This is a genomic window from Pollutibacter soli, assembly GCA_029269725.1.
GTDB classification, from domain to species: domain Bacteria; phylum Bacteroidota; class Bacteroidia; order Chitinophagales; family Chitinophagaceae; genus Pollutibacter; species Pollutibacter soli.
On the sequence record JARJHS010000003.1, the window covers coordinates 519,389 to 542,061 of the forward strand.

The following is a 22,673-nucleotide window of genomic DNA, read 5'->3' on the forward strand; positions in this document are numbered from 1 at the left end:
ACCCAATGAGGAAAGTTCTGGTATTCGCCCCGCTATTGATGTGGTTTCTTCAGAGCAATGCCCAGGTGAGCTCATTATTTGAGGAACAACTTTTCATTGAAGGAGATGATACGCTCCGATGCCGGATACTTACACCACAGAACTTCAGCACGACAAAAAAGTTTCCCCTGGTGGTTTTCCTTCATGGAGCTGGTGAACGCGGAACTGATAACGAAAAACAATTAACCTGGGGAGCAGATTTATTCCTCGATTCAGTGAACAGGGCAAAATATCCGGCGATCGTTGTGTTTCCGCAGTGTCCGGAAAATGAAGCCTGGTCGAGCGTGAAACGCGGACAGATAAAAGATACATTAGGTGGCTTTGAGTTTGATACCGCTGCCGCACAACCGAAAACTGCGGCATTGGTAATTCGCTTTATCGATAGCCTGGTTGCAAAACCGGGTGTCGATCAGAACCGTGTCTATCTCGGAGGATTATCGATGGGAGGATTTGGAACATTTGAATTTCTCTGGCGTCGCCCGGATCTTTTTGCTGCAGCCTTCCCTATCTGCGGAGGTGGAGTTCCGGCAAAAGTTCATTCCTACGCGAAAAAATTACCTATCTGGATTTTTCACGGTGATGCAGATCCCATTGTGCCTGTAACCCAATCCCGTCGAATGGTTCGCGCATTACAAAAAACTACTGCAGAAATTAAATACACCGAATATCCGGGAGTGCAACACGAAAGCTGGAAAAATGCATTTGCAGAGCCCGGGCTGATGGAGTGGATTTTTTCGAAGAAGAAACCCACACGTTAAACGCAGAACGTTGAACATAAAACATTGGCTCTTGCGGTAATCAGAACTTATAGTTTCTGCTTGTTTTATATGGTTCTGCCAGCGCAATGAGTTTTCAATAGCAAAATAAACTTCATCAAATTATACTTACATCCAAATAAAATTTTTCATTTTATCGGACTTCCAAAACATCAAACTATTACGTTATACATTTAACGTTTGACTTCATACCCGTCTTGAAATGCGAGGTATCATCTCCTTCTTCCAGGACACAAAGTCGCCCGAAACGATATGTTCTCTCGCTGTTTTAACCAGCCACAAATAAAAAGCGAGATTATGTATGCTCGCAATGGTAAGACCAAGAATTTCTTTGGATTTTATCAGGTGACGCAAATAAGATTTTGAATAGTAGTTACTGGTTTCGCAGGGAATGCCAGTATCCAAAGGAGAAAAGTCAAATTCCCATTTTTTATTGTCGATATTAATTACACCTTCAGTAGTAAACAACATTGCGTTACGCCCGTTCCGTGTGGGCATGACGCAGTCAAACATATCTATACCCAATGAGATACATTCGAGCAGATCCCATGGTGTACCCACCCCCATCAGGTATCGCGGTTTGTTTACAGGCAGATGTTCGCAACTCAACGCACAGAATTCATAAATCATGTCAACAGGTTCTCCGACGCTAAGTCCACCGATCGCATTTCCCACTGCATCCTTTGAACTGATATATTCACAGGATGCTTTTCTCAGATCTGCAAACGTGCCACCTTGCACGATCGGAAAAAGCGTTTGCTCATACCCGTATTTCGCACCAGCTTTATCCAGTCGGTTGATGCACCTGTCAAGCCAACGATGAGTCAGTTCCATCGAATCCTTCACATACCTGTATTCGGAAGGATATGGCGGACATTCATCAAACGCCATAATGATATCCGCACCGATCGTACGTTGGATATCCATCACGGATTCCGGAGTAAAAAGATGCCGTGACCCATCTATATGACTTTGGAATACGACTCCTTCTTCAGAAATTTTTCGACTCGCAGCGAGTGAAAAAACCTGGTACCCACCGCTATCGGTCAAAATTGGCCGATCCCAGTGATTGAACTTATGTAATCCTCCCGCTGCTTCCAACACTTCAAGGCCCGGTCGTAAATAGAGATGATAGGTATTTCCAAGTATGATTTCTGCTTCCACTTCCGTAGCCAGCTGCCGCTGCGTCACTGCTTTTACTGTTCCGCCAGTACCCACCGGCATGAAAATCGGTGTCTGAATATCGCCATGCGGAGTAGTCAATACCCCCGCCCTTGCTGCATTCTGTTGTTCTGTCTGTTCGAGTCGAAAGGAAAACTGGCTCATAAGGCGCAAGATAACGCAACTGTTGTTCAGAAGAAGTCCAAGGCAGTAGACCTGAGCCGAACGCCGGTAGCCAACAGCCATACCTTGGTTTGGAAAGGATAAGATAACCGGCAACAATTGTTTTGAATAATAAAAATGATTCTACATCTTATTATACCAAAAGCGGAGATCTGCCGCCCGCTGCCTGTTGCCTTTTCCACATATTGTGAAATCTCCACTTCCACACTTCATTCGCCCATAATCTATCTTCGCGCACATGTCTATCAGCTTGTGGGAAATTGTCTTCATAGTATTCTGCGTAGTTACACTTATTCAAATCATTTTTTACCTGGCCCTTTTCCGTCGGGTTGGCGTTTATAAAAATCCGGAACGTACTCAATTCAGAGAAAATGCAGTGAGCGTAGTTGTCTGTGCCCGCGATGAAGCCCATAATCTTTCCCGCAACTTACCGGGCATCCTCGTCCAGGACTATCGCAGTACACATGAAGTGATTGTTGTAAACGACAACTCCCAGGACGAAACAAAATATCTCCTGGAAGGTATGCATAAACAGTTCCGGCAATTGCATGTTGTAGAGTTGAAACAGGAAGCAAAACTGATCCCCGGTAAAAAGTTTCCTCTTTCAGTAGGAATCAAAACTGCTAAATACGAAATCCTTTTACTGACAGATGCAGACTGTGTGCCTGCTACGGAGCACTGGATTCAGAGAATGCAGGACGCTTATGACGATGGTATTGAAATAGTACTCGGCCATGGCGCTTACGAAAAAAAGAAAGGATTACTCAATGCGCTCATACGATTCGACACATTTCACACAGCGTTGCAATATTTCTCCTATGCGCTTGCAGGTATGCCATATATGGGCGTGGGTAGAAATCTTTCTTATCGAAAAAAAGTTTTCTTTCAGAATAAAGGATTCGCTGCACATAACCATGTTCCCGGTGGAGATGATGATCTTTTCATAAATGCTGTTGCTACAAAAACTAACACCGCTGTTGTGCTGGACAAAGATTCATTTACACTATCCGCACCGCAGGAAACCTGGCAGGGATGGGTGGCACAGAAATACCGTCACTATACAACAGGAAAATTCTATAAGCCGAAACACCGGTACCTGCTCGGAATTTATGCGCTGACCTATTTTTTATTCTACCCGCTTTTCGCTTTGTCAGCGATTTTCTTTTGGTGGCCGCTCGCGCTGGGAATATACTTATTACGTCTGATTATTCAGGGCGTCGTTTGGTACAAAGCCATGGTTAAACTGGATGAAAAAAATCTGTTCCCCTGGTATTGGCTGCTGGATATCTGGATGTTCTTTTATTATCTCATCTTTATGTCAGCAGTATGGAAGAAACCCAAAAAAACCTGGAAATAATATTTAAATACTTCTCTGAGTTTTCACCGGCTCAGACCGATCAGCTTTCTCAGCTGCAGCCATTGTATAAAGAGTGGAATGAAAGGATCAATGTGATTTCAAGAAAAGATATTGACTCTCTTTACGAAAAGCATGTCCTGCATTCGCTCGCCATCGCAGCCTGGTTTGATTTTACACCAGGCGTAAATATAATAGACATCGGAACAGGAGGTGGCTTTCCAGGAATTCCACTGGCAATATTTTTCCCGCAAACAAATTTCCTACTGGTCGATTCGATCGGAAAAAAAATTATGGTTGTTAATGATATTGCCGAAAAAATCGGTCTGAAGAATGTGGAGACAAGACACTGCCGTGCAGAAGATGTCAGGGACAGAAAGTTTGATTTTGCAGTGAGCAGGGCCGTTGCGCCATTAAAAGAGTTGTGGAAATGGGCTAAGCCGCTGCTTACCAACGAGAGAAAATTAAAAGATTTTAAAAACGGACTTATATGCCTTAAAGGTGGCGATCTTGCCCAGGAAATTGCTGAAAGTCGCCTCCGGCCACATGTCCGTGAAATTCAATCCATTTTCCCGGAACCGGAGTTTGAACAGAAATACATTTTGTACACTCCTGTCTGATCACATCCATTAAAATCCCGGTTTGGTTTGCCATTTCAGGATGCCTCTTTAAGATGATTTTTCGCTAGCTTTATAACTCGATCCCATCAGAAAACGCGGTTCGGTTTTCACGTATGCTTTGCCGTGATCAGCCTGAATCGTAGCAGTAATTTTAATCAGTAACGCAGAATTTTACTGCATATTAATCCACAATTATGAACGACATTTCAGTTTGTATCGTTGAAGATAATAAGGACATCCGTCTTGCATTGGAACAAATCATCCAGATGGCAGATGGTTACAAACTGCTGACCTCCTTTCCTAATGCGGAAGAGGCCGTTGCGGGACTGCCCGCCTGCAATCCGAATGTTGTTCTGATGGATATCAATCTGGGCGGCATGAGTGGCATTGAATGTGTGGGCCTGGTAAAACCGAGACATCCGGATATCCTTTTTATGATGTGCACGGTTTATGAAGAAGATGAAAAGATTTTTGAAGCACTGGCCGCAGGAGCCAGCGGTTATATTCTGAAAAAAACCGCACCCGCAAAATTGCTTGAGGCAATTCGTGAATTGTACGAAGGTGGTTCACCCATGAGCAGCCAGATAGCAAGGAAAGTGGTGGCGGCTTTCAGCAAAACACCAAAGACTGCAAGTAATCTTTCTCTTGACACTTTATCGCATCGGGAAACCGAAATTCTTGAATTACTGGCAAAAGGATTGCTTTACAAAGAAATTGCTGCGAAACTTGGAATTGCACAGGAGACTGTCCGCAAACACGTATACCATATCTACGAAAAACTCCACGTGAATAACAGGGTTGAAGCAGTGAACAGGTATTTTGGACGTTAAACGATCTACGTATTACGTTTAACGTAGAACGTTCAACGTAAAGTTTACCAGTTCAATTCAAGCCGGTTGTCCTTTCTCTCCATATCCGCAGTCTGATGTCTTGGGTCTATTTCTACAATCTTAAGATCAAGAAGTTTCCTGTCGACCTCAAATGTGTAAAATCTGTCTGTCCATTTCCAGGGAGCGAACTCAATTCTTTTTACAGAAGCATCATCCTGCGGTTTACTTCCGAACATCAGATATTGAGGGATATAGGCCATCAGTTTTGAACCATCCTTAAAAGTAAGTTGCACATCATTGGGCATTGGCATCGTACCCTTATTCCTCAAGCGGATTTTAGTCTTACCGCCTTCTTCCCATAAACTATCGATCGAATAGTCTATCGTCTTTATCGTATTCACAAAATAACCTTTGTACCAATCCAGTTGGATACCACTAACACCTTCGGCCAAACGAATGAAGTCGTTTGGATTGGGATGTTTGAACTTCCATGTATCAAAATATTTCAGCATGATCGCATCGCGGTTTTTATCTCCAACGATATATGCGAGCGTTTCGAGAAATACTTCACCTTTTACATAAGCATTTGTAGAATAACCGGCATTGGTTTCATACTGATCAGCATGGGTTGTCAACGGTTCATTATAGTCGCTTTTTGAAATAGCGATATAGGCACGCATTGCACCTTCATGTGGAGTGCTGTCTTTAAAATTCTCCAGGAAATTGATGGTACGCGATTCAGCAAAAGAAGTAAAGCCTTCATCCATCCATGAATGAAGTGATTCATTTGTACCCAGCATCATCTGGTACCAGCTATGTAACCATTCATGAATTACAACTCCACGACCAGCACCTTTCAGGAGTGTAGCCATCGGGTATTCCATACCGCCATCACCACCTTGTATAAACGAATATTGCTGGTAAGGATATTTTCCACAGGTTTTTTCGATATAGGGTAAAGCTCTTGAGGCCAGTTCCAATACGTTTTCCCATTCCCTACGATAATTGGAAATGTATTGATCAGCAGACATATTCTGTTTTACGCGTGGTGAAAAACCATCGTAAATAGCTTTCAGTTTATCAGGATCAATTTTGTAAAACGCATGCAGTGTTAAGCCATCGCGGAACTTTTTTGAGAGGTGTATGTACTGCGGATCAGCTGCCCAGACAAAATCATGAACATTTGGTGCAACAAAATGCCAGTTGAGTGTATTTCCTGCTGGCGTTTTAACGGTGGTGCCTGCAGCTTCGTAACCATGGCCTATCTCCTGTGCATTCTGCAAATAACCTGTCCCCGCAATGGTGTAATTTTTATCAATATTGATGGTTACATCAAAATCACCCCACACGCCATAAAATTCACGTGCGATATACGGGGTTGGATGCCATCCTTCATAATCATATTCAGCCAGTTTCGGATACCACTGCGCCATACTGAATCTTACGCCTTCAGCATTATCTCTTCCACTTCTGCGAATCTGTACAGGCACCTGGGCCTCAAAACTAAGTTCAAGAACTGCTTTTGACTTTGGTAGAATCGGCTTGTCCAGTTCCACTTTTAAGATGGTCTCATACAACTTAACTTTTTGAGCACGACCATTTACTTTTACATCGTTCACTTTCTGATATCCTGCCTCATCAGGTTTCAGATTTAATATTCTGTCCCGTACACGACCATCCCAATCGTTTCTTCCATTCACAACACGCTTTCCCAACTCACGACTGCGTGCATCCATCATACTTTCCGGCTGAAATGCATTCCAGTACAAATGATAAAACAACACTTTAAGTGTATCAGGAGAATTGTTGGTGTATTCAATGGACTGCTTGCCTTTAAATTGATTTTTTTCAACATCCATTTTTACATCCATCTTATATTTCACACGCTGCTGCCAACGATCAGGTTGTGCCTGAGAAATAGACACATGGAAAACAAAAACGATCAGTAATGATACAGAAAGAATATTCTTCATATACGCAGGATTCAATAGAAATTGTTCTGATAAAGGCCGCAAAAATACTGATTTAGCCATGGCTGTTAAAGGGAAAGCTGTTAAAATCGGTTAAGAAGTCAGTAGACAGTAGAGCAGACAAGAAGTTTATAGTTAATAGTTGAAAGTGACAGTTGTTTCCGGCGATTGACGGAAATTATACATATGCTATTCCTCAGCCGCGTCATCTTCCTGAAACTGGTCTTTGGAACTCTTTCCCGGCCTCCCCGCAACAACAATTACGATCTCACCTTTCACGGTTTTCGAAGTAAAATAATCATGCACTTCCTGCAGCGTTCCCCTTTTATTTTCTTCAAATTTTTTCGAAAGTTCGCGGCTGACGGAACATAGCCTTTCAGCACCAAAATATCCGATCATTCCGGCCAGTGTTTTGACCAGTCGCATGGGCGATTCATAAAAAATCATCGTGCGTTCTTCGTTTGTCAATGTGGTCAGCAAAGTATGTCTGCCTTTTTTCAGCGGAAGAAATCCTTCAAAACAAAAACGATTTGTTGGCAGACCGCTTACTACCAGGGCAGGTACAAATGCTGTGGCTCCTGGTAAACATTCGACTGGCACACCTTCTTTAATACATTCCCTTACGAGATAATAAGCCGGGTCCGAAATTCCAGGGGTACCCGCGTCCGTAATCAAAGCGATTTTCTTTCCCTCCTGCAATTGTTTTACAAGATGAGCAGACACTTTGTGTTCATTATGCTGGTGATAGGGAGTAAGTGGTTTGCTGATATTGTAATGCTGCAGCAAAACGGAAGAAGTCCTGGTATCTTCTGCAAGAATAAAATCAACTTCCTGCAACAATTGTACTGCGCGGAAAGTGAAGTCTGCCAGATTTCCTATCGGTGTTGGAATGATATGAAGCATCTACGTTGAACGTTGAACGTTAAACGTTTAACGTTGAACGTGGATTTCAAAATACTCCATTACAGGGTTGGCGAGTAATTTTTTGCTTGCTTCTTCTGCAATTGATTTTGCTTCCTCAGGTGAACCTGCTTCTACCTGCAGCATAATGTGTTTGCCGATACGCACATCCTCAATTGATTTCATACCAAGGTTACCCAGTCCGCCAAGCACAGCTTTCCCTTGCGGATCCAGCAGATCTTTCAACGGCATCACATCTATATGCACGTTATAATTCATGCAGTTTGTTTTTTGTAAATTAAAGATATAAGAATATAAGCGAGGAATACCACCGGTACCGCAAGCCATTTTAAAGTTATAGCTGCTAACACAGCAACTACTACAAGTATGATTTTGGGAAGATTTCCTTTTGCACCTCCACCAGAAAATTTCATGCTGATCATCGGAAGGCGCGAAACCATCAGGTAACTGATTACAAAAATCAGGAGATATAATACCCAACGATTGAGTAGCAGTTGCTGAACATTAAAATAGTTATACAGAAGAATCAGCGGGAAAGATGCAATCAGCAGCCCGGCAGCCGGAGCAGGAATGCCGGTGAAACCGGAAAGATTGGGCTCGCTGATATTGAAGCGGGCAAGTCTCCATGCTGCAGCTGCAGGAACCAGGAATGCAGGAATTAAACTGAACATTGCCACATCCAGTCCATCTTCCGTAGAAGCAAAACTAATCCTGAGCAACTGATACATGATCATTCCCGGAGCAACACCAAAACTCACTACATCTGCAAGTGAATCGAGTTGCTTTCCCATTTCGGATGTTGACTTGAAGAGACGCGCGACAAAACCATCCAGGAAATCAATTATGCCTGCAATACCAATACAAACAGATCCCCACCATATTTTTTCCGGAAGATAGATCTTCCAATCCTGCCCGTTATAATTGATGATGCCTTCCCCGGTTTGTAATATAAAAACGATGGCCAGGCAACCTGCAATCAGATTCAGCAGCGTAAACAGGTTAGGGATTTGTTTCATATTTTATTGGTCGCTTGAGCATTGAAAAGCCGGGCAAATATAGCAAGTCAAAACTTGAGGCAACAAACGTTTTTAGCGGCTGTTCATGAGCGACTCGATTTCTTCCGCGGTAATCGGAATATTATTCATGAGATCGATATTCCCCTTCTTTGTAATCCAGACATTGTTTTCAATACGAATCCCCATTTGCTCTTCCTCAATATAGATGCCCGGTTCAACGGTAAAAACCATTCCTGCTTCAATAGGTTCAGTACGCGTACCAAGATCATGAACATCAATGCCCAGGTGATGCGAAATTCCGTGATAAAGATATTTACGGTAAGCTCTGTTTTCGGCGTCTTCATTTTTCACATCTGATTTTTTCAGAAGACCAATTTTGATAAACTGATCCGTAGCCTCCTCCCCCACTTTATCCGTATAGTCAACAATCGATATTCCTGGTTTTAATAAGCTTTTTGCATAATTGTGCAGGTGAAGACAAGCGTTATACACTTGTTTTTGCCTTTTACTGAATTTGCCGTTAACGGGAATGGTACGGGTAAGATCCGCATTGTATCCACCATATTCGGCACCAAAATCCATCAGGATTAGTTCGCCACTTAAACATTGCTGGTTATTGGCTATATAGTGAAGAGTCCGCGCACGATCTCCACTGGCGATGATTGAGGTGTAACCCGGACCAGCCGATCTGTTACGAATAAATTCATGATAAATTTCTGCTTCTATTTCATTTTCCCAAATACCAGGACGGACAAAACCGAGCAGCCGGCGAAATGCAAGTTCAGTGATTCTGATGGCTTCCTTCATCACGTCGATTTCACCGGCGGTTTTGACTGATCTCAGATTTTTCAGAATCCTGGCTGAACGTTTAAATTGATGAAGCGGATATTTCTTACGCAATTCTTCTGCGTAACGATAGTCCCTCGTTGGTACATGATTCGATTTCCTGTCGTTCTCGTTACTGTTCAGATAGATTGTATCAGCCAGATGGATCCATGTTTGCAAAGCGGCGTCGATACTATCAAGCCAAACAATCGTTGAAATTCCGGAAATGGCTGTTGCTTCCTCTCTGCGGAGCCTCTTACCATCCCATTTTTCTTTCAATTCATTGGGCCTGACCAATACCAGCACTTCCCTGAATTTAACATCCGGACTATCGGGGAAAAGGATCAGCATGGTATCCTCCTGGGTTATACCTGTAAGCCAATAGAGATCCGAATTTTGTTTAAAAGGAAAAAGAGCGTCGCCATTGGTGGGAAACTCGTCGTTACTATTGAAAATGGCAATACTGTTTTTGTCCATTTTCTTTACAAACCTGCTCCTGTTTTCGATGAAAATGCCTGGATTTACGGTTGCCTGTTTCATAATTCAAAAAGCATAAAAATACTGATAAAAAAGCGCGGATTTTTTAAAGTCTGCCCTTAACCATCATCCAAAAATGTTGAAAAAATATTTTTTTTCGAAGAAATTCAAAGTGAAACGGTTAAACTTTATTCAAAACTAACACCTGTAAGTTTTTAGCAGTAATATTCTATCATTAATCGAATTAGCAGATAATTTTCAATTTCCAGTTGAAAACCAAGCGATTTTTAGATATTATTCAAATAATTATTTTTGTTGATCGTTTAAAATAAATGCGCATGACGATTACTGCCAACCCATTGATTCCGAGAGAGAAAATTCTTCATTTCGGTCTTCGTAACTCGGACAGGATACATTACCAGTTGAGTCCGCAGGAACTTGCTGCTGCCGCCGTTTTACGCGGCGAAGCTGTTTATAATGATACCGGCGCGCTGGTTATAAATACAGGCGAATGTACCGGTCGTTCTCCCAAAGACAAGTATATTGTTCTGGATGAACTGACCAGGGATAATGTCGACTGGAACAATTTCAACCAGCCGATTGATTCCATCAGCTTCGACCGGGTTTTTGAAGAAATTACTGAATACCTCGCGACAAAGGATATGTGGGTCAGGGATTGCTACGCTTGTGCGGATGACAGATTTCGGGTGAACATAAGAGTAATCACCGAAAAGCCTGCGGAGAATCTTTTTGCGTATAATATGTTTTTACGACCTTCCGAAGAAACCCTGGAGACCTTCCGCCCGAACTGGCAGATCATCTCTGCTTCCGGTCTCAAACTGGACCCACGCTTTTGCGGAACAAGGAGTGGCAATGCTGCCATCATCAGTTTCAAACACAGGATGATCCTTATTGCCGGGACAGCTTATACGGGAGAAATCAAAAAGGGAATTTTTACCGTCCTGAATTATATTCTTCCCCTGGAAAAGGATGTGTTGAGTATGCACTGTTCTGCAAACAAAGACAACGATGGAAACACTGCACTTTTCTTCGGTCTCAGTGGAACAGGAAAAACGACGCTTAGTGCAGACCCCAGGAGGATGCTGATCGGCGATGATGAACATGGGTGGACAGCTGAAGGTGTATTCAATTTTGAAGGCGGATGTTATGCAAAATGCATCCAGCTATCAGAAGAAAAAGAACCACAGATTTTCCATGCCGTAAAACCCGGTGCTCTGGTAGAAAACACGAGGTTTTTCGAAGGCACCAATACCATCAATTTTGATGATGGTTCGATCACTGAAAACACAAGGGTTTCCTATCCGCTGGATTTTATTGATAATGCCGCGAGCCCTTCAGTTGGAAATAATCCCAAACACATATTCTTCCTCACCTGCGATGCTTACGGCATTTTACCACCCGTTTCACAGCTGACACCTGAACAGGCCATGTACCAGTTCATCAGCGGATACACCGCAAAAGTTGCAGGAACAGAGGCGGGAGTAACCGAACCCAAAGCTACATTCAGTGCTTGTTTTGGTGCACCTTTTCTTCCATTACATCCCGGACATTATGCCCAGATGCTGGGAAGAAAATTAAAAGAACACAATGCAAAAGTGTGGCTGATCAATACAGGATGGACCGGCGGACCTTATGGAACCGGAAGCCGCATAAAACTTGCTTATACGAGGGCACTTATTACTGCGGTTTTAGAAGATAAATTGAATATGGATGAAAGTGAAATTTTCCCGGTGTTCAATTTCAGAATTCCGAAATATTGTGAAGGTGTTCCGGATCAAATATTAAATCCGGCGAATACCTGGTCTGACAAAAATAACTTTACTGAGAAGTCAAAATCTCTTGCGAAACTTTTCACAGAGAATTTTCAAAAATATGCGGATGGAGTTTCATCAGAAATTAAAGCTGCAGCCCCCGCTAGAATTTAAGCGGTCTTATCGATTGTTTGCTAATAACGGCCCGTTGTTTTCAGCGGGCCACTTTTTTACGTTGAACGTTGAACGTTGAACGTTTTACGTTGAAACCTAGAACAACCCGTAAAGCTCTGAGTCTACCCTGCTGATAATCTCCCCAAAGTGTTCATCGTTTTCAGCGAATTTATTTTTATCAACATTGATCACCAATAACGGCCCTTCCTTATACCCTTCGATCCATTTATTGTAATATTCGTTTAGGCGTTTCAGGTAGTCCAGTCGAATATTTTCCTCGTATTCGCGACCGCGTTTCTGAATTTGTCCGACAAGTGTAGGAACAGACGCCTGGAGATAAATCATCAGATCCGGTGGTTTGATCATCTGCCTCAGCGTCTGGAAAAAATCAAAGTAGTTATCGTAATCACGTTTGCTCATCAGGCCCATCTCGTGCAGGTTCGGCGCGAAAATGTGCGCATCTTCATAAATAGTCCGGTCCTGAATGATTGTCTCGGTACCTCTGTTGATATCCAGCAACTGGGTCAGCCTGTTATTCAAAAAATAAATCTGGAGGTTAAAGCTCCAGCGTGGCATGTCTTCATAAAAATCGAATAGGTAGGGATTCTGATCTACGTTTTCAAATTGCGGAATCCAGCGATAGTGTTTGCTGAGCATTTCAGTAAGCGTGGTTTTACCCGCACCAATGTTTCCTGCTATCGCAATATGTTTTGGTTTTTTCAGCTTGGCCATAGTGTCCTTAAGGTTCCCTGTTTGCTTACCTGAGAGCAGAGTATTTAATGTACATATTCATTCTGGAATCAGGAAAGAGTTATTTCTTTTTTTTAATAATAATTCAATCCCATCGCTTCCCTGACAAGTTTCATTGTTTTCTGAGCACTGTGGTTAGCTTTCTCAGCTCCCTTTATCATTATATCTTTAAGGTATTGTTTGTCTGCCTGGATCTCTTCTGCCTTGATCCGAATGGGGCTTACAAAACTCACCAGATCCTCTCCCAGTTGCTTTTTAAACTCACCATATTTGATGGTGCAATTGTTCCACGCATCTTCATAGTGCTGGACATTTGCAGGCGTTCCCAGCAGCCTCATCAAGCCAAACAGATTCTCAATGATTTCAGGTTTTGGAGAATTGGGCTCAACAGGACCGGAATCCGTCACTGCTTTCATCGCCTTTTTCCTGATCAGATCGTCTCCGTCAGACAGGTATATCGTAGCATACTGATTTTCACTTTTACTCATTTTGCCCTTCCCGTCAAGACTCGGAATACGTGCAAGATCCTCGCCAAAATTGAATGCTACCGGTTCAGGAAAAATTTCACCAAAACGATGATTGAAACGATTTGCAAAGTTTCTGCACATTTCGAGGTGTTGCTCCTGGTCCTTACCTACAGGCACATACGAAGCGCGATGGATAATGATGTCAGCAGTCTGCAAAACCGGATAGGTTAATAAACCTGCATTGACATTATCGGGCTGCGATCTCGCCTTATCCTTAAACGTGGTTGTTCTCTCCAGTTCACCAACATAGGAAAGCATGTTCAGGTATAAATAAAGTTCTGCAGTTTCAGGTACATGACTCTGGCAATACAACGCCACTTTATCCGGATCAAGACCGCAGGCAATATTTTCAGCCAGTACCCGATGGATATTATCTTTCAGTTGTGATGTATCAGGATGTGTGGTCAAGGAATGGAGATCGGCAACCATAAAATAACATTCAAACTCGTCCTGCATGCGCACATAGTTACGAACCGCCCCGAAATAATTTCCCAGGTGCAGATACCCGGTAGGCCGGATACCACTCATTACAATCCCTTTTCTTGAAGTCATAAGGACGGCAAATATAGAATACAGGAGACAGAATACAGAAACAGGAAACAGAAACAGAAAACAAAAACAGGAAAAGAGTGTTTTTTCCGTGTTTTTTGTTTGACTTGAAGCCATTGTGTTTTAAGAAAGCGCCTGCAAATTGTCTCAGGCCGGCTGTTCCCTTTTGCCTTTTGCCTTACGCCTTTTGCTCCTTCTTCCTTTCATCAAAAAAAAGACTCAATCCCGACTATTCTGCTATTTTTGTACATAATCGATTTTTCAATGGAGGTAACTGATGAAATGGTGGAAAAACTGGCCTGGCTTTCCAGGCTGAGTTTCAATGAAGAAGAAAAAACAGCGATCCGTGCTGATCTGCAGGACCTGATTGCATTTGTTGATAAACTCAAAGAAATCGATGTCGAAGGCGTGGAGCCCTTGATCCATATGAGCCAGGAAATCAATGTATTCCGGGAAGATGTTGTCCGGGGTTCGGTTCCCAGAGAAGAAGGTCTTAAAAATGCACCTTCCGTGGCGGGTGATTTTTTCACTGTACCGAGAGCGCTAAAAAAATAACATGAGAAGCCGGAAATGAATTCCGGTTCAAGAAAATTATACGTATGTCTGCAGTCATTCATCTGGAACAGATCAGGAAAAGTTACTTCATGGGGAAGCAGGAGCTGCAGGTACTCAAAGGAATATCCCTGGATATTAACCGTAATGAGTACGTAGCGCTGATGGGACCTTCAGGATCGGGAAAAAGTACGTTGATGAATATTCTCGGATGTCTTGATTCTCCTACTTCCGGGAAATATATTCTCAATGGACATGATGTCAGTAAAATGGCGGACAATGACCTTGCTGAGGTCCGTAATAAAGAAATCGGATTTGTGTTCCAGCAGTTCAATCTTCTTCCAAGGCTTACAGCACTCGAAAATGTAGCATTGCCTCTGATTTACGCAGGCATTCCGAAAAAGCAGCGCCTTGACATGGCCAATGAAGTATTGAAAAAGGTTGATCTGACTGAAAGAAGTCATCATAAACCAAATGAGCTTTCGGGTGGACAATGTCAGCGCGTAGCCATTGCCCGTGCGTTGGTGAATAATCCATCGATTATTCTCGCGGACGAGCCTACAGGTAACCTCGATACAAAAACTTCTTATGAAATCATGTCTATTTTCCAGAAGATCCATGATGATGGAAATACTGTTGTCCTGGTTACCCATGAAGACGATATTTCGAAGTATGCAAAAAGGATTATCAGGTTAAGAGATGGTGTTCTTGAAAGCGACCGCAAACACGAACAAGTTGAACCGGTATAATGCGATCGATTAATCAATTAAATTGAGCCCGTTAGATGCGGGCTTTTTTATTTCAGGTGTATTTCCAAAGGGACTCGCCTGTCATATTGAAAATGATTTTATGGCAACAAAAATTTATACAAGAACAGGAGATAAAGGCACAACAGGTTTAATCGGCGGCACACGGGTGCTAAAATCGCATTTGCGCATTGAAGCGTACGGCACTGTTGATGAACTCAATTCCTATTTGGGTCTTTGCAGGGATCATTTAAACGATTCGCGGAGCAGGGAAATGCTGAAAGGAATACAGGACAGATTGTTCACGATCGGTTCTTCACTCGCAACTGACCCGGAGAAAGAACCTAAAATGAAATTGCCGGATTTGAAGGAAGATGATGTTGTAATCCTGGAGAAAGACATCGATACGATGAATGAACAAATAACTCCGTTGAAGTCATTTATCATTCCTGGTGGAAATGTTGCAGTATCTCACCTGCATGTAGCCAGGTGTATTTGCCGTCGGGCAGAACGTTGCTGCGTAAGGCTGGATGCACAAAACGAAGAAGTGAGCGAGATAGTGATCAGGTATCTGAACCGGCTGAGCGATTATCTTTTTATCCTCTGCAGGTTTATTTCTCATCAACTCGGCGTTGAAGAATTACCCTGGAAACCACGTTAAACGCTATACGTTTTACGTTCAACGTTAAACGTCGGCGATTCTACCATCTTTCATGTGAAGTGTCCGGTCACTCATGGATGCCAGTTCCTCATTATGTGTCACGATCAGGAACGTCTGGCCAAATTCCTGTCTGAGACGTATAAAAAGATGGTGTAATTCGTTTGCATTGGCCGAATCGAGGTTGCCGGTGGGTTCATCGGCAAAAACAATTTCGGGCCGGTTTATTAAAGCACGTGCAACGGCCACTCTTTGCTGTTCTCCGCCGGAAAGTGCTGAGGGTTTATTTTCCTCCCGGTCTCTCAACCCCAGCCAGCCCAACAGCTCTTTTGCCCGGGCCTCTACCTCTTTCTTTTTTGTACCAGCGATCCAGCCCGGGATGCAAACATTCTCCAGTGCGGTAAATTCGGGAAGTAAATGGTGAAACTGGAATACAAAACCTGCATGAAGATTGCGAAAAGCAGCGAGCGGCTTCCCTTTCAGAAGATCCACACGCCTACCGCCCAGTTGGATTTCTCCTGAATCGGCATGATCAAGCGTACCCAGGATATGCAGTAAAGTCGATTTCCCCGCACCGGAAGAGCCAACTATACTCACTACTTCGCCTGATTTTATCATCAAATCCACACCTTTTAAAACCTGCAATTTTCCATAAAACTTGGTGACACCCTTGGCAACGAGCATGAAGCGACTTTTTATAAAGAAAGTTGAAAATTAAGCTTTGTATAACTCCCGATCAAAACAGGAGCAATAAATAGCAAAACGGTACCGTTGAATTTTCTGTGTGGAATAAAGGATTTGGAAAATTCCCTGTAACAATTACATTTGCGAAAAATTAAACGTAGAATCTAGATGTTCTGGACACTTGAATTGGCTTCGTACCTTGAAGATGCACCCTGGCCTGCCACTAAAGATGAACTGATCGACTATGGCATCCGTAGCGGAGCGCCTATCGAGGTAATTGAAAACCTGCAGGAATTGGAGGACGAGGGAGAGATTTATGAAGGTATCGACGATATCTGGCCCGATTATCCAAGCCAGGAAGACTTCTTCTTTAACGAAGACGAATATTGATTCACGTTGTACGTTAAACGTATAACGTTCAACGTAATTACTTCTCCATTTGTTCGATTACTTCCATAGTAACTCCTGTGTTCGAAAATCCGCCATCGTGGAATAAATTCTGCATCGTTACCATCCTGGTATAATCGGAAAACATGGCAACACAGAAATTCGCACAATCTTCACCCGTTGCATTTCCCAGGGGACTCATTTTTTCTGCGAAACCGATAAATCCATCAAAACCTTTCACACCGCTACCGGCGGTTGTTCGGGTAGGCGACTGCGATATCGTATTCACACGCACTTTGCGTTTTCTGCCATAATGAAATCCGAAACTGCGGGCAACACTTTCAAGTAATGCTTTTGCATCCGCCATTTCACCATAATCAGGGAATACACGTTGAGCTGCTATATAAGACAAAGCCACAACACTACCCCACTCATTCAAAGCATCCAGATCATAAGCCGTGCGCAACACACGATGAAAAGACATTGCAGAAATATCAAGTGTTTTCTGGTTGAAACCGTAATCTATTTCAGTATAAGATTTTCCTTTACGAACATTGATACTCATTCCTACAGAATGAAGGATGAAATCGAATTTTCCTCCAAAATGTTCGATACTTTTTTCCATCAGGTTTTTGAGATCATCCATATTCACCACGTCAGCTCCGATCACGGGAGCGTTCACCTGCTCAGCAAGTTTATTTATTTCACCCATACGCAAGGCAACCGGGGCATTTGTTAATACCAGTTGTGCGCCTTGCTCATGGCATGCCACCGCAGTTTTCCAGGCCATTGATTTTTCATCCAGTGCTCCAAAAATTATCCCCTTTTTCCCCTGCAGTAATTGGTGAGTCATGTTAGGTATTTTTTGTAAAAATAAAGTTTTAACCAGATACAAAGTTCCTGAAACAAGCTACAGTTATTCCGAATAAAAGAATAATAATAAACACTGAATTTATCAGTAAAATGAAGTACAGTAGAAATCGTTTTATCGATTCTCCCGGCCTGATAAATTTTATCAGCAGCCTGTTTCCTAACCAGGTAAGGAAGGCAGCAACTACAAATAAGAAAAGAAGAAAATAATCTGTGGTGGTCATGAAGATTTCAGCTAAAATGCAATCGGAGTGCTGCACCAATATACCGTAAAAGGATAAACGAAATCGTCATCAGCCGGCAACCATTTCACGCGCATTTTCCAAGGCAACTGCTGATGGCGGTTCACCACCCAGCATCCTGGCAATCGCTTCTATCCTTTCATCTTCGCCTAATCTCCGGATATGCGTCCTGATCTGCCCTGATTTTTCTTTTTTGTATACGTAATAATGTGCATTTGCACGTGCTGCAATCTGCGGTTGATGGGTGATTGAAATTACCTGGTGCTGTTGACCAAGTTCCTTCATCAGTATTCCCACCTGTCGTGCTGCTTCGCCGCTGATACCACTGTCAATTTCATCAAATATCAATGTGGGCATTTGAAGTGAATCCGCTACGAGGGATTTCAATGAAAGCATTAACCTGCTTAACTCACCACCGCTGGCTACTTTTTCCAATGGTTCAAATCTCCCGGTTTTATTCGCATCAAAAAGAAAGCTGATTTTATCTGCACCGGATTGACTTAATTCCTGCGGCTGAATGTCAACTTTCAACATTGCGTTAGGCATACCGACTCTCGTGAGCAATTCTTTTGTTTTCTTTTCGAGAGGCGATACCTGCCTCTTTCGACCGGCACTCAATTGGTCCGCCACTTTTTGTGCTTTTACAAGAACGACAGTCAATTGTTTCTCTATGGAAAGAATTTTTTCTCCAGCCTGATCAATAATCAACAATTTTTCTTCCAGCAAATCTTTTACTGCAAGTAATTCTTTTGTACTGCTGACATTATGTTTCTTAAATAGTTTTTGCGCAAGTGCGATTCTTTGTTGCAACACATCGATCCTGGCACCATCCATCTGTATTTTGTCATTCAGATTTTCCAGTTCTGATTGAATATCCTGAAGTTCGATATATGCGGATTGTAGTCGCTGTGATAATTGCGGAATCTCCTGGTGAAACCCGACTACAGCTCCCAGTTGCTGTATTGCTGAACGAACAGATTGCACTACGGGTTGTTCAGATTCCTGTAAAATAAAATTGACACGGCCAAGAACAGCCTTGATCTGTTCAGCATGAGATAGCAATTTCAACTCCGCATCAAGTTCTTCAATTTCTCCATCTTTGAAATTTGCATTATCAAGTTCTTCAAATAAAAACCGGTGGAAATCGGCTTCACGATTGGCTAATGCCTGCGACTCTTTCAAAGCTGCGAGTTCTTTCCTCAGTGACTCATACTCATTGTAAAATTGCGCATATTCCTTTCTTAGAGAAGAATGAGTCGCAAGTGCATCGAGTACATTTAATTGAAATGTTGAAGAGCCAAGTTCCATCGTATCAAACTGCTGATGAAGATCAACAAGCATTCCAGCGAGTTGATGCAGCTGAGCAAGATTTACGGGCGAATCATTTATAAATGCTCTTGATTTTCCCCCTGCATTTATTTCACGACGTAATAAAAGTTCATCTGCTGTATCAATATCCCATTCACTGATCAGTTTATCTATCTCTGCAAAATCCAGTTGCGAAAACACTGCTTCAACAACAGCCTTTTTATTTTTATCAGCCAGCACAGTGGAATCGGCACGATCTCCCAGTACTAACCCCAACGCACCAACCAGAATCGATTTACCTGCGCCGGTTTCACCGGTAATGATATTGAGATTATCAGAAAATTGAATATCAACTTCTTCTATGATCGCATAGTTCCTAATCGTCAGTCTGCTCAGCATGCGATAAATTTAAGGGCATTCGGAATAATCAAAAAGCAGATAAAGAACTTGTGGAAAAAATAAAAGGCATCCTGGGGATGCCTTTTACGTTATACGTTACACGTTTTACGTTATACGTTCTTCGCTTGTTCCTGCAGTTCCTCATCCACAAGGATGCGGCCGCAGTTTTCACAAACGATAATTTTTTTGCGCTGACGAATTTCACTCTGCCTCTGCGGTGGAATCGCGTTATAGCATCCACCACAAGCATCACGAACGATCGCTACAACGGCTAAACCATTGCGATAGTTCTTACGGATCCTGTCGAAAGAAGCCAGCAGGCGCGGTTCAACTTTCTCACGTGCCGCTTTACTCATTTCTGAGTATTCTGTTTCTTCTTTCTCCGTCTCGCTGATGATTTTCTCCAGCTCGCCTTTCTTGTGTTTCAGGTTAGCTTCTTTGGTTGCGATATTTCTTTTCGCAGATTCAAGCAGGCGGGCCTTGTCAGAAATTTCTTCATTTGCATCTTTGATATGCTTTTCCGCAAGCTTCGTCTCAAGGGTCTGCATTTCGATCTCTTTATTGATCGCTTCAAACTCACGGTTATTTTTTACATTCTCGCTTTGTTTTTCATACTTAGCGATCAATGCCTGTGATTCTTTTATCAGATTTTTCTTCTGCTCGATAAATTCAGTGATACCATTCACCTCTTCTTCAATTCTTGTTTCCCTCGCATGCAAGCCCTGAATTTCATCTTCCAGATCACTCACCTCAATTGGCAACTCCCCTTTTAAAATCTGAATTTCATCCAGCTTACTTTCAATCTTTTGCAGATTAAGCAGGGAAGAGAGCTTCTCTTCAACCGAATATTCTTTTACGTTAGCCATAATGTTTTATAAAAAGTAATTGACGGGATTGGTGCGCACACCAGTTTTAAGGACGGCAAAGTTAGGAAATTTTTGTTTCAATCGGTCAATCAGCAGGTCTTGTGTATACTGTTCACTTTCGTAATGACCAATGTCCGCAAGTATTATCCTCCCATCAGCCTCAAAAAAATCATGGTACTTCAGATCGCCAGTCATAAAAATATCGGCCCCGGCCTGTAATGCCTTGGGAATCAAAAAACTACCAGCGCCACCGCACAATGCCACCCGTTGAATAGGCTCTCCTTTTAAAGCGGAATGTCTGATCATAGGAATATCGAATTCCTTTTGAACCAGTGCAAGGAAATGCTTTTCTTCCATTGCTGATGGCAGTGAGCCAACAACCCCGGATCCTGCCCTTTCGAATACATTGGCCAGTGGAACCAGGTCGAAAGCCACTTCCTCATACGGATGACTGGCTTTCAGTGCCTGTATTACAGCCTTATCCCTGAAAATGGGCAATATCACTTCCAGCCTGGATTCCGGTTCCAAATGACGCCGACCCTTTTCTCCCACGAACGGGTCCGTTTGGTCCCCGGCTTTGAAACTTCCGTTACCTTCAGATGCAAAGCTGCATTCAGAATAATTTCCGATCTCCCCGGCACCCGCTTCGAAAAGAGCATTCCGGACTTTATCTACATGATTTAATGGAACAAATGTGATCAGCTTCAATAACTGCCCTTTCTTCGGATCAAGCACCGATGGCTTCTCAAGGCCCAGTTTTTCCGCCATTTTAAAGCTTACACCATCCCAGGTATTATCCAGGTTAGTATGAATAGCATAGATCATCAGGTTTTCACGAATGGCCCTGATCAAAAGACGGCCAACTGGATTTTTCTCGCTAAATCGCTTCATTCCTCTGAAAACCAATGGGTGATGAGAAATAACCAGGTTAATTCCTGTTTGCAATGCTTCCGTCAGAACATCATCAGTAATGTCCAGGCAAACCATCGCTCCCTTGCATTCCATACCAGGGTCCCCCACAATCAGTCCTGAATTGTCATAATCCTCCTGCAATGCAGTTGGAGCCACTGTTTCCAAAAAGTTAATAATCTCTGCTGTTTTCATTTTCGTTCAGCCAATTGACAAAATTGAAATTACTTTGGCCTCATTCAAAAGTATATACTCAAATGTTAAGATGGCTGACCTTATTCTTTTTGATTTCCTTTACCGGCGTTTTTGGTCAGCAGCACCAGGGGGACTGGGATACTTATTATACCCAGGTAAATAAAAAGCCGGTAAGTATAATTGTTGACCTTTCTCTCGGAAAGCTTGCCCCTGTGCGTGAGCGACCTTATGTAATCATCATCAGAACTGAACTACGTTATCCAGATACCAACGGCCTCCCATCATCGGTAGAGGTTCCTTTGCTTGATGAAATGGAAGAACAACTGGTGGAGAATCTTGCGAGAAATAATGGGGCATGGTATACAGGCAGGTTTACGCAGAGAGGGATCAGGGAGTTCTACTTTTACGCTTTAGATACCCTTCAGTACAGAAATGCGCTGAACAAAGCCATGACAGCTTATAAAGAGTACAAATGGCTGGCACAAGCCAAGGATGATAAAACCTGGACCAATTACCTGACGGTTCTATATCCTTCGCCACTGGATATGGAAAAGATACAGAACCGAAGACTGATCGATTATCTTAAAAAACAAGGCGATGGCCTGACCGCAACCAGGAAAGTCGAACACTTTTTCCAATTCAAAACAAAATCATACCGGGATGAATTTGTCCGCAAATCCGGGATCGAAGCTTTTACGATCACGGAAATGCCTGATAAACCAGGGGATGGCGAATTTCCATATTCCCTACGGATCGAAAAAGACGATGTGCCGGATTACACCTATATCGATCGGGTGCTGATTCCACTTTGGCAATTGGCGGGAAAGTACCATGGTCGTTACGACGGCTGGGAAACGGTGATGGTGAAATAAATTCCTTTCCTTTGATTCATAAATAATTAAGATCGCTGGGT

23 protein-coding genes are annotated in these 22,673 nt (G+C 42.8%); 10 read left to right on the forward strand and 13 right to left on the reverse strand.

Going from position 1 to position 22,673, the window contains the following annotated elements; translation table 11 throughout:
- The first annotated feature begins 5 nt into the window (after positions 1 to 5).
- On the forward strand, positions 6 to 797 hold the full coding sequence (locus P2W82_RS10560) for a carboxylesterase family protein (RefSeq protein ID WP_336515844.1): 792 nt from the start codon (positions 6 to 8) through the stop codon (positions 795 to 797).
- Positions 798 to 1,001: 204 nt separating this feature from the next.
- On the opposite strand, the gene tgt is transcribed toward P2W82_RS10560, so the two are convergent.
- The gene (tgt, locus tag P2W82_RS10565; RefSeq protein WP_336515845.1) at positions 1,002 to 2,141 is read right to left on the reverse strand and encodes a tRNA guanosine(34) transglycosylase Tgt; all 1,140 of its coding nucleotides are present in this window, start codon (positions 2,139 to 2,141) and stop codon (positions 1,002 to 1,004) included.
- A gap of 256 nt (positions 2,142 to 2,397) precedes the next feature.
- On the opposite strand from tgt, the gene P2W82_RS10570 reads away from it, so the two are divergent.
- The 3 genes from P2W82_RS10570 (at position 2,398) to P2W82_RS10580 (ending at position 4,963) form a co-directional block, all read left to right on the forward strand.
- The gene (locus tag P2W82_RS10570; RefSeq protein ID WP_336515846.1) at positions 2,398 to 3,516 is read left to right on the forward strand and encodes a glycosyltransferase; all 1,119 of its coding nucleotides are present in this window, start codon (positions 2,398 to 2,400) and stop codon (positions 3,514 to 3,516) included.
- A complete protein-coding gene (gene rsmG / locus P2W82_RS10575) occupies positions 3,486 to 4,133 on the forward strand; it encodes a 16S rRNA (guanine(527)-N(7))-methyltransferase RsmG (RefSeq protein WP_336515847.1) in 648 nt (215 codons plus the stop codon). Before P2W82_RS10570 ends, rsmG begins: the two co-directional genes overlap by 31 nt.
- Positions 4,134 to 4,327: 194 nt before the next feature.
- A complete protein-coding gene (locus tag P2W82_RS10580; protein WP_336515848.1) occupies positions 4,328 to 4,963 on the forward strand; it encodes a response regulator transcription factor in 636 nt (211 codons plus the stop codon).
- 44 nt (positions 4,964 to 5,007) lie between these two features.
- Here P2W82_RS10580 and P2W82_RS10585 read toward each other — a convergent pair whose 3' ends face one another.
- The 5 genes from P2W82_RS10585 to P2W82_RS10605 all read right to left on the reverse strand — a co-directional run bounded on the left by P2W82_RS10585 (position 5,008) and on the right by P2W82_RS10605 (position 10,235).
- A complete protein-coding gene (locus P2W82_RS10585; RefSeq protein WP_336515849.1) occupies positions 5,008 to 6,936 on the reverse strand; it encodes a M1 family metallopeptidase in 1,929 nt (642 codons plus the stop codon).
- A 186-nt stretch (positions 6,937 to 7,122) separates the two neighbouring features.
- Positions 7,123 to 7,836, reverse strand: coding sequence for a 16S rRNA (cytidine(1402)-2'-O)-methyltransferase (gene rsmI, locus P2W82_RS10590; protein WP_336515850.1), 714 nt, complete (start codon positions 7,834 to 7,836; stop codon positions 7,123 to 7,125).
- A 27-nt stretch (positions 7,837 to 7,863) separates the two neighbouring features.
- Positions 7,864 to 8,112, reverse strand: coding sequence for a phosphoribosylformylglycinamidine synthase subunit PurS (gene purS, locus P2W82_RS10595; protein WP_336515851.1), 249 nt, complete (start codon positions 8,110 to 8,112; stop codon positions 7,864 to 7,866).
- Positions 8,109 to 8,870 (reverse strand): CDP-alcohol phosphatidyltransferase family protein, encoded by a 762-nt coding sequence (locus P2W82_RS10600; protein ID WP_336515852.1) that lies wholly within the window; start codon positions 8,868 to 8,870, stop codon positions 8,109 to 8,111. The genes purS and P2W82_RS10600 overlap by 4 nt, the downstream gene beginning before the upstream one ends.
- 72 nt (positions 8,871 to 8,942) lie before the next feature.
- Positions 8,943 to 10,235: an aminopeptidase P N-terminal domain-containing protein gene (locus P2W82_RS10605; RefSeq protein WP_336515853.1), complete on the reverse strand. Its 1,293-nt coding sequence runs from the start codon at positions 10,233 to 10,235 to the stop codon at positions 8,943 to 8,945.
- Positions 10,236 to 10,510: 275 nt separating this feature from the next.
- Here P2W82_RS10605 and pckA point away from each other — a divergent pair, with 275 nt between their 5' ends.
- Entirely contained in the window at positions 10,511 to 12,118 is a 1,608-nt protein-coding gene (gene pckA / locus P2W82_RS10610; RefSeq protein WP_336515854.1) for a phosphoenolpyruvate carboxykinase (ATP), read from the forward strand.
- 96 nt (positions 12,119 to 12,214) lie between these two features.
- On the opposite strand, the gene P2W82_RS10615 is transcribed toward pckA, so the two are convergent.
- Together P2W82_RS10615 and trpS are read right to left on the reverse strand one after the other, a co-directional pair.
- Positions 12,215 to 12,850: a deoxynucleoside kinase gene (locus P2W82_RS10615; RefSeq protein WP_336515855.1), complete on the reverse strand. Its 636-nt coding sequence runs from the start codon at positions 12,848 to 12,850 to the stop codon at positions 12,215 to 12,217.
- A 92-nt stretch (positions 12,851 to 12,942) separates the two neighbouring features.
- Positions 12,943 to 13,947 (reverse strand): tryptophan--tRNA ligase, encoded by a 1,005-nt coding sequence (gene trpS, locus P2W82_RS10620; RefSeq protein WP_336515856.1) that lies wholly within the window; start codon positions 13,945 to 13,947, stop codon positions 12,943 to 12,945.
- Positions 13,948 to 14,208: 261 nt separating this feature from the next.
- Here trpS and gatC point away from each other — a divergent pair, with 261 nt between their 5' ends.
- The 3 genes from gatC to P2W82_RS10635 are packed head-to-tail and all read left to right on the forward strand — an operon-like array spanning position 14,209 to position 15,903.
- Positions 14,209 to 14,499 (forward strand): Asp-tRNA(Asn)/Glu-tRNA(Gln) amidotransferase subunit GatC, encoded by a 291-nt coding sequence (gatC, locus tag P2W82_RS10625; protein ID WP_336515857.1) that lies wholly within the window; start codon positions 14,209 to 14,211, stop codon positions 14,497 to 14,499.
- A 44-nt stretch (positions 14,500 to 14,543) separates the two neighbouring features.
- Positions 14,544 to 15,245, forward strand: coding sequence for an ABC transporter ATP-binding protein (locus P2W82_RS10630; RefSeq protein WP_336515858.1), 702 nt, complete (start codon positions 14,544 to 14,546; stop codon positions 15,243 to 15,245).
- Positions 15,246 to 15,267: 22 nt separating this feature from the next.
- On the forward strand, positions 15,268 to 15,903 hold the full coding sequence (locus tag P2W82_RS10635) for a cob(I)yrinic acid a,c-diamide adenosyltransferase (RefSeq protein ID WP_336515859.1): 636 nt from the start codon (positions 15,268 to 15,270) through the stop codon (positions 15,901 to 15,903).
- 24 nt (positions 15,904 to 15,927) lie between these two features.
- On the opposite strand, the gene P2W82_RS10640 is transcribed toward P2W82_RS10635, so the two are convergent.
- Positions 15,928 to 16,584 carry an ABC transporter ATP-binding protein gene (locus tag P2W82_RS10640; protein ID WP_336515860.1) on the reverse strand — a complete coding sequence of 219 codons (657 nt, stop codon included), beginning with the start codon at positions 16,582 to 16,584 and terminating at the stop codon, positions 15,928 to 15,930.
- 168 nt (positions 16,585 to 16,752) lie between these two features.
- On the opposite strand from P2W82_RS10640, the gene P2W82_RS10645 reads away from it, so the two are divergent.
- Positions 16,753 to 16,974, forward strand: coding sequence for a DUF2795 domain-containing protein (locus P2W82_RS10645; RefSeq protein WP_336515861.1), 222 nt, complete (start codon positions 16,753 to 16,755; stop codon positions 16,972 to 16,974).
- 37 nt (positions 16,975 to 17,011) lie between these two features.
- On the opposite strand, the gene P2W82_RS10650 is transcribed toward P2W82_RS10645, so the two are convergent.
- The 4 genes from P2W82_RS10650 to P2W82_RS10665 form a co-directional block, all read right to left on the reverse strand.
- Entirely contained in the window at positions 17,012 to 17,824 is an 813-nt protein-coding gene (locus P2W82_RS10650) for an enoyl-ACP reductase FabI (RefSeq protein ID WP_336515862.1), read from the reverse strand.
- Positions 17,825 to 18,134: 310 nt separating this feature from the next.
- Complete coding sequence (gene recN / locus P2W82_RS10655; RefSeq protein WP_336515863.1) at positions 18,135 to 19,790, reverse strand: DNA repair protein RecN; 1,656 nt, start codon at positions 19,788 to 19,790, stop codon at positions 18,135 to 18,137.
- Positions 19,791 to 19,900: 110 nt separating this feature from the next.
- Complete coding sequence (locus P2W82_RS10660; RefSeq protein WP_336515864.1) at positions 19,901 to 20,656, reverse strand: zinc ribbon domain-containing protein; 756 nt, start codon at positions 20,654 to 20,656, stop codon at positions 19,901 to 19,903.
- A gap of 6 nt (positions 20,657 to 20,662) precedes the next feature.
- Positions 20,663 to 21,760, reverse strand: coding sequence for a Nif3-like dinuclear metal center hexameric protein (locus tag P2W82_RS10665; RefSeq protein WP_336515865.1), 1,098 nt, complete (start codon positions 21,758 to 21,760; stop codon positions 20,663 to 20,665).
- A 23-nt stretch (positions 21,761 to 21,783) separates the two neighbouring features.
- On the opposite strand from P2W82_RS10665, the gene P2W82_RS10670 reads away from it, so the two are divergent.
- Positions 21,784 to 22,632 (forward strand): DUF695 domain-containing protein, encoded by an 849-nt coding sequence (locus P2W82_RS10670; protein WP_336515866.1) that lies wholly within the window; start codon positions 21,784 to 21,786, stop codon positions 22,630 to 22,632.
- The last annotated feature ends 41 nt before the right edge of the window (positions 22,633 to 22,673 follow it).